The organism is Algoriphagus sp. CAU 1675 (assembly GCF_029222925.1).
GTDB lineage: Bacteria > Bacteroidota > Bacteroidia > Cytophagales > Cyclobacteriaceae > Algoriphagus.
This window is the reverse complement of the sequence record NZ_JARHUI010000004.1, coordinates 212,621-226,602: the sequence shown is the minus strand read 5'-3', so window position 1 is coordinate 226,602 and position 13,982 is coordinate 212,621. Positions and strand designations below refer to the sequence as shown.

Here is a 13,982-nt window from a genome sequence, read left to right as displayed (position 1 = left end):
CACTAACCATTACTTACCATGAAAATTAAACTGAGTCTCACCCTCGCTATCCTAGTTTTATTGGGCTGTGCAGTACAGGCGCAGACCAAGAGCCAAAAAAAGACTAGCCCGATCTCCCTCTTCAATGGAAAAGACCTAGATGGTTGGTATAAATTTGTCCAGCACCGGGGAAGGGATAATGATCCCAAAAATGTGTTTACAGTCCAGGATGGAGTCATCCGGATTTCAGGAGAAGAGTGGGGCTGTATTACCACCGAGGAAGAATACGAAAACTATAAACTAAGCCTTGAATTTAAGTGGGGTGGCAAGACTTTCGAACCCCGTTTGGAAAATGCCCGTGATTCAGGAATTCTCCTACATTCTGTAGGTGATGATGGGGGCTCGGAAGGGATTTGGATGTATTCAATAGAGTGCCAAGTGATCGAAGGCGGAACCGGGGATTTTATAGTAGTAGGTGATGGAAGTGATGCATTTAGCATTACCAGTCCAGTAGCTAAGGAAAAGCAGGGGAGTTCTTATGTATATCTGGAAGGTGGAGAAAATGGAACCATTAACCGGGGAAGAGTAAATTGGTATGGTCGTGATCCCAACTGGAAGGATGTGATTGACTTCAGGGGAAATCAGGATGTGGAAAAGCCGGTCGGCAAATGGAATAAATTGGAATGCATAGCTAGAGGGGACGAAATCGAAATCTACCTCAATGGTAAATTGGTTAACAGGGCTTTTGCTGTCCGGCCCAACAAAGGTAAAATACAAATTCAGTCGGAGGGAGCAGAAATCTTATTCCGAAAAATTGAACTAACTCCCTTGTCGACTGAATAATCCGATGTTGAGATATCTCATTTATCCCTAAATCATCCATCTAAGACTGGATGATTTTTTTATTGGGTTTGCTTCAGGAGTTCAAAGATTGCGTCCTTCAACTGGACCCGCTCCAACCTAAGCTGATTGAGTGTTTCGTCTGAAGCTGGAGATGCATCGGTTTCGATAAGGTAGATTTCGTGATCCAGCTTATCGTATTCATCGTAGAGCTTGTTGAAGTCAGGATCTGTGACTTTGAGTTTATGGATTCTATCGGCAAACTCCGGAAATGCGTCGGTTAATTGGTGTCTTCGAATCATGATTCCTAACTGGTTTGGTTGGTACAATTCTAAACCAAAACCAGTTGGAAATGAATGACTAATGTCATTGAAAAAACAATAATTTATCAATGGAATAAAGGTGAAAAGAGACTTTTGGTGAAGTTCAAAAACACCTTTTAAACGATCAGACTTTTACCAAAGCCCCATTTTCATTGACTTTTGCAACCATGGAATAGAGATCCAGACTCAGGCAGAAGTCAATATCTTTTTCAATCCCATGATTTTGTAAACGCTTGGCATGGGAAGCTTGGGAAAGGAATCCTTTGAGGTCATGTCCTTCTTTTTCGAACAAGGCTTTCATGGCCAAAGCCCCGTCTTCGGCTGTTTGATGACTAGCCTCCAAAAATTTGACCAAGGCACCTGCATAAATGGAATCTTCCAGGTTAAACATGCCTTTCCATCCGGCACAATGGATCAGTACATCCTGGGCTTTATCCTGAATATAGTCAATGGTGCTCTTCAGGTTGGGGAAGGCACCGATCAGGATTTCATCAGCTTCCTCGGACTTGGAAATTGCCAAGGTTCCGTTGGTGGTGGTCATGGCTAGTTTCTTTCCACTGTATTTTCCATTAAGAAATGCTACGGGGGAGTTGCCAAGTTCAAATCCAGGGGCGGTCAGCCCATTTCTTTCACCAGCGATCAGATAGCCTTGGGTAGCCATTTGCCTACAGGCTTCCAGGTCGGCAAAAGTTTGGATTTCTGTGATCCCATTGGCCAAAGCAGCGATCATAGTCGAACTTGCCCGGAAAATATCCACCACCACCACGATTTTACCGCTCAATTGATGAAGGTGGATAAGCTCCGGGCTAAAGCAGATTTCTACTTTTCTCATCCTTTGTAAAGGGGAAGTTTTTCAACCTGAGCCTTCAGATTTTTATTTCTTATTTGGATATAAATCTCGGTTCCAGGTTTGCTGAATTCGGTTTTGACATAGCCCAAACCAATTCCTACTCCCATGCTTGGGGACTGGGTACCTGAAGTTACTTCTCCAATTAGCTCTCCGTTGGAATCTACAATTGGATAATGTCCTCTTGGGATTCCTCTTTCCTGCATTACGAAACCTACCAGTTTGCGGGTTACCCCAGCTTCTTTTTGGGCTTTCAATGCTTGGGAATTGGTGAACTCTTTGGTGAATTTGGTGATCCATCCCAGACCAGCCTCAATAGGAGAAGTGGTGTCGTTGATGTCGTTACCGTATAGACAGTAGCCCATTTCCAATCTCAAGGTGTCTCTGGCTCCCAGGCCGATTGGTTTGATGTCAAAATCTTTTCCTGCCTCAAAAATTGCCTTCCAAACTTGCTCTGCATCCTCATTTTTGACATAGATTTCAAAGCCTCCTGCGCCTGTATATCCTGTACCGGAAATGATCACATTCTGAATTCCTGCGAATTCACCTACGGTGAAATGATAGAATTTGATATCAGAAAGATTAACTGGAGTCAGCGCCTGCATAGCTTGAGCCGCCTTGGGCCCCTGTACTGCGAAAAGGGAAACCTCATCAGAAATATTGGTGAGTTCTGCTCCCATGGTGTTGTGCTGATTGACCCAATTCCAGTCCTTTTCAATATTGGAAGCATTTACTACGAGCATGTATTTCTCATCCTCAAACTTGTAAACGATCAAATCGTCCACGATCCCTCCATGCTCATTGGGAAAGCAGGAATACTGTGCCTGTCCGTTTACTAGAGTAGACGCGTCATTTGAAGTAACCTTTTGAATCAAGTTGAGTGCTTCTGGTCCTTCAACCATAAACTCACCCATATGGGATACGTCAAAAACTCCTACTCCATTTCTTACGCAGTGGTGCTCTTCATTGTCTGAACTATATCTAACAGGCATGTTGTACCCGGCAAAAGGCACCATTTTTCCGCCAAGGGCAATGTGGATATCGTTAAGTTGGATTTTTTTGATTTGATCTTCCATTATTTGGGCTGTTTTTAGTCGCAGGCAAAGGTAAGAATTGAGGGGGAATTTGGGGAGGTGTTTTGGGAGAAAAGTCCCCAATATGTAGCCAGTGAAAAAGCAAAGGTGGTTGAGCTTCTAATTGAAAAGAATTACCTCCTCTCGAAAAAGAAAAAAGCAACCCGAAGGTTGCTTTTAGGAGTTCGTCAATTTTAACTCTTAAATGGAGAAACTTTCTCCGCATCCGCAGGTGCGGCTTGCATTGGGATTGATGAATTGGAAGCCTTTTCCGTTCAAGCCATCCGAAAATTCCAAAGTGGTTCCAGCCAAATAAAGTAGGCTCTTTCGATCCACGATGATTTTGATACCTTTATCTTCAAAAACATGGTCTGTTTCTATCGTGTTGGCGTCGAAGCCCAGGTCATACATCAGACCGGAACATCCTCCGCCTTTGACAGAAACCCGGATGTGCTCATTTTCGGCACGGCCTTCTTCTTTCTTAAGCGCCAAAATTTGCTCTTTAGCCTTGTCTGAAACAATAATCATATTTTTAATCCTTTAATTTCGTCTTAGATTCTGTAAGGAGTGTAACAGCAACTTTCCATAAAAGATTCAATTACAAATATAACAAATTAAAAAATGCGGAAAATTGAGCATATAGGAATTGCCGTAACAGACCTGGAAAAATCCAATGAGGTATTTTCCAGACTGTTAGGTAAAAAACATTTCAAGACCGAAAGAGTGGAGGGGGAAGGAGTAGAAACTTCTTTTTTTCAAGTCGGTGAGACAAAGGTGGAACTGTTGCAAGCCACTCGATCAGATAGTCCTATTGCCAAATATTTGGGTAAAAAAGGGGAAGGAGTCCACCATATCGCTTTTGATGTAGAAGATATTCATGCTGAAGTGGAGCGCTTGAAGCAGGAAGGCTTTGAAATTTTGAATGAAATCCCCAAAGAAGGTGCGGACAATAAATTAGTGGTATTTTTGCATCCGCGAAGCACCAATGGTGTCTTGGTGGAGTTATGTCAGGAAAAGAAATAAATGACTTTAGAGGTATTTGAACAGCCTGAAAAAACTCGAAAGTGAAATCCGAACAAATTACTATGTCAGAGAAAAGAACAGAAATCAGCGAGTTGGGTGAATTTGGTCTGATTGACCATTTGAATGAAAAAGTGAAAATCAAAAATTCCTCTTCCATCAAGGGAATAGGAGATGATGCGGCGGTAATCGATGCCGGAGATCATGTAAAGGTGGTGACCACTGACCTGTTGCTGGAAGGAGTTCATTTTGATCTTTCCTATTCCCCTTTGCCTCATTTGGGTTTCAAGGCAGTGGCTGTAAATGTTTCCGATGTTGCAGCTATGAATGCCATCCCCAAGCAGATTACGGTTAGTATTGCTCTTTCCAATCGGTTTTCGGTGGAAGCAGTAGATGCAATTTATGCAGGGATCAATGCTGCCTGTGAGCATTATGGGGTGGATTTGGTAGGAGGTGATACTACCGCTTCGAGAAGTGGGCTGGTGATCTCTGTGACTGCAATTGGTGAGGTGAAGAAAGAAGAGGTAACCTATCGCTCCGGGGCCAAAGTGAATGATATCCTATGTGTGACAGGAGACTTGGGGGCAGCCTTGGTTGGTTTGCAGATTTTGGAAAGAGAAAAGCAAGTCTTTCTTGCCAATCCGGATATGAAGCCTGACTTGGAGAAATACACCATTGTGACAGGAAGACAACTGAAACCGGATGCGAGGATGGACATTGTTCACGAATTGAAAGAGTTGGGCGTGGTGCCTACTTCCATGATGGATATTTCGGACGGACTAGCCTCAGAGATTTTCCATATTTGTAAGGCCTCTGGAGTTGGGGCGACAATCTATGAGGACAAACTACCCATCGACAAACAGACCTTCGATACAGCGGTTGAGTTGAATTTGGATCCCATCACTTGCGTGTTGAACGGTGGAGAAGACTACGAATTGCTTTTCACCATTGATCAAAAAGATTTTCAGAAGTTGGAGAAACACCCGGATGTCCATTTTATCGGTCATATGACTAAGGCCGAAGAAGGGAAATACTTGGTAACCAAAAGTGGAACAGCAGTTCAACTGAAGGCCCAAGGTTGGCAGCATTTCTAAGAAAATATAAATAGCAATCTCAATAAAAAAGGCTTTACCTAGATCTGGTAAAGCCTTTTTCTATTTTACTCCTCTGGATAAGGAATGTAGACAAAACTGGTGAATGCTCCATCCATCACGAAAAGGCAACAGAATTCATCCGGATCTTTGTAGTTCTTTTTGAACTCTTCGAGAGCTTCCTCAGCAATTAGCTTTCTTTGGACAAATTCATCCACATAGGTGATGAAATAGTTCCAGTCCAGATTTTTTTCGTCTTTCCCGAGGAAAAGGGACCCTATGGGTTGCATTTCCTTGGAAATCGGAAATATGGGATAGTCCGAAAAACCACGGGACCGGATCTGATAGGATGCCTCTTTTAGCACATCTGATATACGGACAAAATCACTGGTGATGGTTCCCAGATACTTGCCGCTTAATTCTGGATCATTGAAATCTGAAATCATTTGTTGAGCGTTAAGAGTACTACATTTTCCACATGGTAGGTTTGTGGAAACATGTCCACTGGTTGGACTTTTTCCACCTTGTATTTTTCAGCGAGCAAAGCCACATCCCGGGCTTGGGTTGCTGGGTTGCAGGATACATATACGATTTTTGGTGCTTCCAGCCTCAGGAGCATTTGGACTACCTTTTCATCCATTCCCGCCCGAGGAGGATCAGTGATGATGACATCAGGAGCAGCATGGTTTGAAATGAATTCCTCGTTTAGGATTTCTTTCATGTCTCCGGCATAGAATAGGGTATTGTCAATCCCATTGATCTGGGAGTTGAGCTTGGCATCTTCGATAGCAGCTTCCACGTATTCCACACCGATCACTTCTTTCGCCTTTTTGGCAACGAAATTTGCGATGGTTCCGGTTCCAGTATAAAGATCGTAAACGACTTCGTCTCCCTGTAAATCGGCAAAATCCCGGGCCACCTTGTAGAGTTCGTAGGCCTGATCGGAATTGGTCTGGTAGAAGGATTTGGGACCAACACGGAATTTTAAGCCTTCCATTTCCTCCTCTATATAAGGTAGACCGGCATAAGTGACCAATTCCAGATCATGGAAAGTTTCATTACCCTTGGTGTTGATCACATAAAGTAGGGAGGTGATGGTAAGGAATTTTTCTTTCAGAAAATCCATAACCAGTTTGATGCCTTCTGGGTCATTTTCTCCAAACTGAACGATCACCATAGTCTGGTCAGTAGAGGTAGTTCGGATGATCAAGTTCCTCAAAAGCCCCACTTGCTCACGGATATCATAAAAGCTGAGTTTGTTTTCCAGGGCAAAATCCCTCAGGGAATTTCGGACATCATTGGAAATTCCTCCCTGCAAATAGCAATGGTCGATGTCGATAATTTTGTCAAACATTTTGGGGATGTGAAAGCCCAAAGCATTACGGTCAAATTCTTCCCCGGAACGGATTTGGTCCAGAGTGAGCCATTTTTTATTGGAAAAAGTGAAGTCCAGTTTGTTTCGATAATATTGGGTCTTTGCGGACCCTAAGATTGGCAGAACCTCAGGGATAGGTACTTTGGCGATTCGCTGAAACTGGTCTAAAACCTGCTGTCTTTTGTAAGTCTTTTGAAGCTCGTAATTGATGTGTTGCCATTTGCATCCTCCGCAGGTGCCGAAATGGGAACAGAAAGGTTCAATTCTATCTTTGGAATATTCATGGAAATGTATGGCTTCTCCTTCCATAAAGGAGCTTTTTCCTTTGGTAATCCGAACATCCACCACATCTCCGGGAGCCACATTGGAGACAAAAACGACTTTTCCATCATGGTGGCCCACACATTTCCCTTCCGAGGCGATTCGCTCGATCAACAGGTTGGTGATGACCTTATTCTTCATTTTTCTCGACATGGGCGCAAAATTAGGGAAAAAGAGGGATTGCCATCAGGAGGAGTTATAGGTTTTTGGATACTTTCCTATTAAAATCCTATCTACAGTATTTTCATTTACTACCCAAAACCAACCTATTCCCTATCTTTACCCTTCAAATTTTCCCTATGAAATTTCAAGACAAAGTAGTCCTTATCACCGGGGCGACCTCAGGAATCGGAGAAGCATGTGCACAGGTTTTTGGTAAAGAAGGCGCTAAAATTGCCATTACCGGACGTAATCCCGAAAAACTTCAGGCTTCCCTTGTAAAACTCAAATCAGAGGGCATTGAGGTGATTTCTATCTTGGCTGATGCAGCCTCCGAAGAGGATAACAAAAGAATGGCGGAAGAAACTCTTTCCCATTTCGGTAAAATCGACATCCTCATCAACAATGCCGGGATTTCCATGCGCGCCCTTTTTGAGGATTTGGATTTGGAAGTGTTTAGAAAAGTAATGGATACCAATTTCTACGGAACAGTGTATGCTACCAAATACTGCCTGCCGGAAATATTAAAGGCCAAAGGCTCCATAATCGGAATTTCATCCATCAATGGATATAGAGGGACCCCTGCCCGTACTGCCTATACTGCCAGTAAATATGCCATGAATGGTTTTTTTGAGGCACTTCGGACCGAAGTCATGAAAAAGGGAGTTCATATCCTGGTGGCTGCTCCGGGTTTTACTGCCTCCAATATCCGAAATACTGCACTGACTGCTGATGGGAGTTCACAGGGAGAATCCCCAAGGGATGAGGGTAAAATGATGACCTCCGAAGAAGTAGCTGAGCATATCCTAAAGGCCACTCTCAAAAGAAAGCGGGACATTGTATTGACAAGTGAAGGAAAAATGGCTGTCTTTCTGAATAAGTGGATACCCGGAATTCTCGATGGAATTGTCTATAATAAGATGGCTAAAGAAAAAGACTCGCCTTTTAAATAAATGCCCGAATCCATATTCCAAACTTACCTCAATCGGCTGACAGACCTGTCTTCCAAAAACAGGTCCTTGTATTTGCCACGTCTGGAGGGTTTTGGGATGCTGGATCTGAGGGAAATGGATTTCCTAAATGGGGAACCTGCCTTTGAGATCCTCAGAAAACTGATTCAGGGTAAAAAACAAATTCAGTTGATTCCCGAACTGGATCCCCGATCTGCGGATTCAAATCAGCTTTCCAATCAATTATCGAGATTGGCTTTTCGAGATCAGTTGTTGCAGGAGGAAAGCGGTGATCAAAGTTTTTTTCTCGCCTGGTTATTTGCAGAAGGAAAGCTGATTAATGGTCACATAGTAAGGGCTCCCTTATTACTGTTGCCAGTCTCCCTATATCGAAAAAACAAGCATTGGTTTTTGCAGAAAAACGGGAATTGGCAATGGAATCCAGCCTTTCTTTTGGCCTGGCGACATGCTGTCAAATCCAATCTTTCCGATGATTTTTCGGATGAATTGCTTGAAAATCTTTCTGCCGACCCCACGGAGTTCCGAACCCAGCTGAGCAAAATACTTCAGGAAAATTTTTCGATTCAACTGCAATCCAATCTCTTCGAGGATCAGATCGCCCCTTTCCCAAACTCCCAGATTTCTCTGGACCAATCCCGCTTTGTGGATGGAAAAATCAGTCTCAAGCCCTATGCAGTTTTGGGTCTGTTTGCCCAAAAGGGGAGCTTTCTTTTTTCTGAATATGAGAATATGCTCGAGAAGTATTCTGACACGTCCTTGGAAGAATTGCTTCAGCGTTTTTTTGAAAAAGATGAGCATCCGCCACAAGCCAGAGAGGAGAATTTATTCCCGGTGTTTTCCCTGGATGCTTCCCAGGAAAAGGTGCTCCAAAAGGTCCGACAGGGAAAAAGCCTGGTGGTGGAAGGACCTCCGGGGACGGGAAAGTCCCAGCTGATAGCCAATTTGGTTTCCGATTATATAGCCCGTGGCAAAAGAGTTCTTGTGGTATCCCAAAAAAGAGCTGCCCTAGATGTGGTTTATGAGCGATTGGAAAAAGCAGGTTTTGGGGATTTTTTGGCTTTGGTTCATGATTATAAAGGGGATCACAAGGCACTCTTTGAAAAAATCCGTAAGCAGATCGAGTCCATAGAGACCTATCAGGAACAGAATCGGGGAATAGATTCCATACAGCTGGAACGTGAGATTTCTTTACTTTCTCGGTCGATTTCCAGGTTATCCCAAAAGTTCGAGGAATTTAGGACGGCCCTGTTTGAATCGGATAGTGCTGGAATTCCGATCAAAGCAATGTATTTAAAGTCCAATATGGACCTTCCGGCCTTTAGATCTGCTGATTTAATCCGTTTGGATTATGCTCAAATGCTTCGATTTGAGCAGGATTATCGAGTATTTGCTGGATACCAGTCCAAGTTTGAAGGTGGATTCTGGAAGAATAGAAATTCTTTTTCCAAGGTGGATTCTTCCGATTTCCCCAGGATTGCCGAGTCTCTGAATGCTGTTGATTCTTTTCGGTTAAAAGCCATTGAAGCTTTTGATAATGTTGATTTTTTACCTCATTTGATCCAAGGTTTAGAATCAAATGCTGAAGTCGAAGGCCTTTCAACTGCGATAGAGAGGTTGGATAATCTGCCTGATCCGGAAAAGGATTTCTCTCTGGTTTTTCAGGAAAAAGAAGTCAAGCTTCTGGAAAAAATGGAAGCTTTTCTACTTCATGCAGCTCGTGTAAGCCAGGAGTTCAATTTTGAATTCCCCGCTAACCTTCAGCAGTTGGAATCGGATATTGAACAGTTGATACCCAAATCCAGGACTTGGTTGGGGAGGATTCAGGTCAAATTGTCAAAGTCGAAATTTCCCGAGGTTTTCCAGTTGATCGCAACAAATGGGCTGAGGATTGAAGAATCCTCATTGCTCTCGCTTCAATCTGAGCTTCTGGCTAAAATTGATCTTGAAAAGACTGTCGAGTCCTTTTCCAAGAGCTCTTATTTTTCCTTTTCGGGCATATATCCAGAGGATTTGGTACGCGTACAAAGCCTCTTGGCCTGGGTGAGATCATGGAAAAGCATTCAAAGCCTGAATGGAGTTTTACCTAAGGCTTCCAATGGTTTTTCCGAATTCAAGGGCAGACTAGAAGATTTGAAAGCCCTATTGGATGAGTTCCATCGAGAGGCTTTGGGCTGGAAAATCAGAATGAGCCTACAGCAAATCGGAGCGATTTTGGAGAAGGGGCTAAAGGAGGTTTTTCCTGAAAATGAACTGAATTGGAACAGGTTGTTTTCGGAATTGTCTGCCTTTGACCGCTTCTTGGATAATTGGAAGGAGAGAGAGTTAGGACTTAGTCTCTGGAAAGAAAATGCTGGAATTCCATTGCAAGATCAAGTTGAGGTTTTCAGAAACGGTTGGTATTTGGCTTGGATAGCCGAACTGGAAAGAAGGACTCCCGAATTAGGAGAAGCGGGAACTTTGAAATTGGCTCATGAGATGGAGGAACTGAAAAACTCCATTTTGGAAAAGCGGAGACTGTCCCGTCATATTGCTTTGTTAAGGCTTAGGGAACAGGTGGGAAACAATCTTGAATTCAACCGGCTAGGAAATCGGATTACTTACAGAGAATTATTCCATCAGGTATCCAAAAAGCGGCAGCGCTGGCCCATTCGAAAATTGATTCAGGAACTGGAAGAGGAAGTGTTTCGGGTTGTTCCTTGTTGGTTGGCAAGTCCGGAGACGGTATCTGCCTTGTTTTTTGGGAATCAGGGATTTGATTTGGTGATTTTTGATGAGGCTTCCCAATGTCCTGTGGAACGGGGACTTCCTGCTATGCTTAGGGGCAAGCAGGTCTTGATTGCCGGGGACTCTAAGCAACTTCGTCCCTCGGACTATTATCAAGTCAAATTGGAAAGCGATGTGGAAGGAATGGAATATGAGGCAGAATCGCTCCTGGAACTTGCATCTCATTATTTCGAAAAAGTGCAGCTAAAGGGGCATTACAGATCTTTGGATCCTGCATTGATTCATTTTTCCAATGCACATTTTTATGAAAATCAACTGGAAACCTTGCCGGAATATGACACGATTCGGTTGGGAAATACTCCATTCTCTTGGGATAAAATTGAAGGAACTTGGGAGAATCAAGTGAATACACCGGAAGCTGATTCAGTGGTGGAAAAGGTAAAATCCATTCGCTTGGAAGCACCGAAGGATTCACTGGGAATTGTAACGGGGAATTATTTTCAGATGGAACTGATCTGCGAAAAACTCTGGAAGGAGGGGGTTACCGACCCAAATATCAAGGTTCGGAATATTGAAAATGTGCAGGGAGATGAGTTTGACCAAGTGATCCTGTCTTTGGGCTATGCCCCCAACCGGGAAGGGAAACTGGTGACTAATTTTGGCTTATTGGGTAAATCAGGTGGAGAAAACCGCCTGAATGTGGCCATATCAAGGGCAAGAAAGAAATTGCATGTGATCAGTAGTTTGGACCCGGAGGATTTTAGACCTGGTCAGTTGGGCAACCCCGGTTTGGCCTTGCTTCATGAGTTTTTCTCATGGGTGAAAGTACAAAGCAGACAGAGAGACTTTTCTGCTACTGAAGTAAAAACAGAAGGTTTTGAAATTGACTGGAGTCTGAAAAACAAGTTGTTGAAGGAAGATCAGAACTATTCACAACAGATTCCATCAGCTGTGATGGATCTGATTTGGACTGATCAAGAGGGAAATCAATCAGCTGTTTTGACGGATGATCAGCGATTTTTTAATGCTCCAACCGCTAAGGCAGCGATGGCTTATCACCCGATTTTACTGGAAGAAAAAGGCTGGCGTTGGGAATGGAGATGGAGTAGGGGATTTTAATAAAGGATTGTTTTCTGGGGATTAGGGCTTCAGTTGAATAGATTTGTGAGGGTTTAAAGTCTTGCCATCCAACGGGCTAGCTGTACTTCGTGAACCAGATAATTTCCATTCTCTTTGATTACTAATTCCAGTTTTTCCAGTGCTTTCAGAGCAGTGCTCACAGTACTCGCTGCCCCAAGTGAATATTTGGACAGAAAGTCCTTGCTGAGTGGGTTTTGGAGGGGTTCCTCTTTCGCGATTGCCTTGAAAACATTCCATTGAGTACGGGTGAGCATTTTTTGAAAATTGGCGTAAACCGATTGCTGCTGGACCAGGATTTGGTTAAAAACGGTTTCCACATTTGTATAATTGACAGTTTGGTAATTGGCAAAGAGGTGGTTGCAGACCAGTTGAATTGTATAAGTTTGGCCTCGGCTCCACGTATAAATTTTTGAAATGGATTCTGGTTTGATGTTTTTTTTTGCCTTTTGGAAATGTTCCACTATAAACTTAGAATAGGCTTCAAGGGGGATTGGCTGAAGGGATTCCAGTTGAGAACTTTGGTAAAAAGGACGCTTTTTTTCTGTAAACATTGCTTCCATCAAAGTACGGTGGCTTCCACTGAAGATAAAACGTACCTCGGGGATTTGCTGGACCCAGGCCCTAAAAAGAGCTTCTGCTTTTGTCCCCTCATAATCGGAAATCTGCTGAAACTCATCAATGGCAAGTATGATGCGTTTTTTTCGGGATTGGAGAAATTCCCCTAAAGCTTTCAATGATAGCTCTGGTTGTTTAGTTTGGGCGATGCCTAGTGTGAGTTCTGGACTACCGGATAAGGGGTTAAAACTGATAACCGCTCCAATGGAAGCAAGCAACTTTTGGATACGTGCGTTTATTCCTGTTTCGGTTTTCCCGTATTTCTCATAGATAGCCGTGGAGATAGTTTGTATGGCCTCCTGCATATTTTGAGTCGCAAGGAGGTCAATGTAGAGTGTCTCGAAGTTTTTGGATTCTTCCAATTCCTCAAAAAGACGGTGGATTAAAGCTGATTTTCCCATTCTCCTCCAAGCATACAGGACTACATTTCTGTCGTTCTCTATATGGGAAATAAGCATTTTAAGATCATTCTCACGGTCACAGAAATAGGCTTTTCCTTGATAGGTGTTGATTACAAATGGGTTGAATGGTTTTTTCATCTTAACCTTGAGTTTTATTACGCAAGATACGTTACGTAATATACGTTACGCTAATTACGTAATAAAGTGTTTAAGTAAGCAAGTTTTAAAGTAAATTAATTACTCACGCCGTTAGCTATAACCAGCCACTTTATACATGAAAATCCCCATCCATTCTTTGAAAAGTTTATGCCAATAGGTCAGGGAGTTGGCATCGGGATAGAGCAGGGAAGGCGGGTCAAATTTCATGTCGTGGGAATAGTAATCCACCGGAAAGGTCACTGTTTTCAGACTAACTTTATCAAAGCATCCTTTTGCCCGCTTCATGTGAAAGGCAGAGGTGATGAGGATAAATTTCTGATCGGTAGGAATTCCATTTTTCTCTAAAAAAGCCTTGGTAAACTGCGCGTTTTCGGCAGTGTTTTTACTCTGGTCTTCGATAAGAATATCCGATTCGGGCATTCCTGTCATCATCAGAAATCGCTTCAGTAATTCTGCTTCCGATTGAGGATTGACCGGGTTGAGTCCCTGACCGCCGGTGATCAGGATTTTTTTGATTTTGCCCATGCGGTAGAGTTGAAGGGCTTGGGTGATGCGGTCGGCACCTTTGATGAAAAAGGTGCGGTCGTAAGCGGTTTTGCTCAGGTTGGTGACACCGGTGAGGACGATGCCAATCTCATGGTTTTCGATTGCATCAAAAGACTTAAATTCTGGCTCCCAAGCCAATAAAGCCCAATTGGAAAGAAAAGGATTGGTGAAGAATAGCAAAAGTCCAATTCCAGACCAAAGGAGTTTTTTACCCCATTTTTTCTGGATATAAACTGCTCCTACTACTATAAAGATCAACACTATGGTCAATGGCATGGCCAAAAAACTCAAAAATTGGGAGAGATAGAAGAACATGAAGTGTCAAAGTTTGAAGTAAAGAAAAGAGGGAAGAATGGATTTTTCAAATTCAATGAGAAATGGACAATTTTCAAGTTGGC

At 43.0% G+C, this 13,982-nt stretch carries 13 protein-coding genes; 5 read left to right on the top strand and 8 right to left on the bottom strand.

The window, feature by feature from the left end; translation table 11 throughout:
* The first annotated feature begins 18 nt into the window (after positions 1 to 18).
* The gene (locus tag P2G54_RS10945; RefSeq protein WP_275871050.1) at positions 19 to 822 is read left to right on the top strand and encodes a DUF1080 domain-containing protein; all 804 of its coding nucleotides are present in this window, start codon (positions 19 to 21) and stop codon (positions 820 to 822) included.
* Positions 823 to 881: 59 nt separating this feature from the next.
* Here P2G54_RS10945 and P2G54_RS10940 read toward each other — a convergent pair whose 3' ends face one another.
* The 4 genes from P2G54_RS10940 to P2G54_RS10925 form a co-directional block, all read right to left on the bottom strand.
* Positions 882 to 1,121 carry a YdcH family protein gene (locus P2G54_RS10940; RefSeq protein ID WP_275871048.1) on the bottom strand — a complete coding sequence of 80 codons (240 nt, stop codon included), beginning with the start codon at positions 1,119 to 1,121 and terminating at the stop codon, positions 882 to 884.
* Positions 1,122 to 1,266: 145 nt separating this feature from the next.
* Positions 1,267 to 1,974 (bottom strand): 2-phosphosulfolactate phosphatase, encoded by a 708-nt coding sequence (locus P2G54_RS10935; protein ID WP_275871046.1) that lies wholly within the window; start codon positions 1,972 to 1,974, stop codon positions 1,267 to 1,269.
* Entirely contained in the window at positions 1,971 to 3,065 is a 1,095-nt protein-coding gene (gcvT, locus tag P2G54_RS10930; protein ID WP_275871044.1) for a glycine cleavage system aminomethyltransferase GcvT, read from the bottom strand. Before gcvT ends, P2G54_RS10935 begins: the two co-directional genes overlap by 4 nt.
* A gap of 198 nt (positions 3,066 to 3,263) precedes the next feature.
* A complete protein-coding gene (locus P2G54_RS10925; protein ID WP_275871042.1) occupies positions 3,264 to 3,590 on the bottom strand; it encodes an iron-sulfur cluster assembly accessory protein in 327 nt (108 codons plus the stop codon).
* A 93-nt stretch (positions 3,591 to 3,683) separates the two neighbouring features.
* Between P2G54_RS10925 and mce the strand changes: the two genes are divergently transcribed.
* Both mce and thiL read left to right on the top strand, forming a co-directional pair.
* The gene (gene mce, locus P2G54_RS10920) at positions 3,684 to 4,085 is read left to right on the top strand and encodes a methylmalonyl-CoA epimerase (RefSeq protein WP_275871040.1); all 402 of its coding nucleotides are present in this window, start codon (positions 3,684 to 3,686) and stop codon (positions 4,083 to 4,085) included.
* A 62-nt stretch (positions 4,086 to 4,147) separates the two neighbouring features.
* On the top strand, positions 4,148 to 5,176 hold the full coding sequence (gene thiL / locus P2G54_RS10915; protein WP_275871038.1) for a thiamine-phosphate kinase: 1,029 nt from the start codon (positions 4,148 to 4,150) through the stop codon (positions 5,174 to 5,176).
* A 65-nt stretch (positions 5,177 to 5,241) separates the two neighbouring features.
* On the opposite strand, the gene P2G54_RS10910 is transcribed toward thiL, so the two are convergent.
* Positions 5,242 to 5,619 carry a hypothetical protein gene (locus P2G54_RS10910; protein ID WP_275871036.1) on the bottom strand — a complete coding sequence of 126 codons (378 nt, stop codon included), beginning with the start codon at positions 5,617 to 5,619 and terminating at the stop codon, positions 5,242 to 5,244.
* A complete protein-coding gene (rlmD, locus tag P2G54_RS10905; RefSeq protein WP_275871034.1) occupies positions 5,616 to 7,022 on the bottom strand; it encodes a 23S rRNA (uracil(1939)-C(5))-methyltransferase RlmD in 1,407 nt (468 codons plus the stop codon). The genes P2G54_RS10910 and rlmD overlap by 4 nt, the downstream gene beginning before the upstream one ends.
* 146 nt (positions 7,023 to 7,168) lie before the next feature.
* Between rlmD and P2G54_RS10900 the strand changes: the two genes are divergently transcribed.
* Positions 7,169 to 7,981 (top strand): SDR family oxidoreductase, encoded by an 813-nt coding sequence (locus P2G54_RS10900; RefSeq protein ID WP_275871032.1) that lies wholly within the window; start codon positions 7,169 to 7,171, stop codon positions 7,979 to 7,981.
* Positions 7,982 to 11,842: an AAA domain-containing protein gene (locus P2G54_RS10895; protein WP_275871030.1), complete on the top strand. Its 3,861-nt coding sequence runs from the start codon at positions 7,982 to 7,984 to the stop codon at positions 11,840 to 11,842.
* 53 nt (positions 11,843 to 11,895) lie between these two features.
* Here the strand turns inward: P2G54_RS10895 and P2G54_RS10890 are convergent, their stop codons facing one another.
* Both P2G54_RS10890 and P2G54_RS10885 read right to left on the bottom strand, forming a co-directional pair.
* Positions 11,896 to 13,017 carry an ATP-binding protein gene (locus P2G54_RS10890; protein ID WP_275871028.1) on the bottom strand — a complete coding sequence of 374 codons (1,122 nt, stop codon included), beginning with the start codon at positions 13,015 to 13,017 and terminating at the stop codon, positions 11,896 to 11,898.
* A gap of 111 nt (positions 13,018 to 13,128) precedes the next feature.
* Entirely contained in the window at positions 13,129 to 13,899 is a 771-nt protein-coding gene (locus P2G54_RS10885; protein ID WP_275871026.1) for a YdcF family protein, read from the bottom strand.
* Between the last annotated feature and the right edge of the window lie 83 nt (positions 13,900 to 13,982).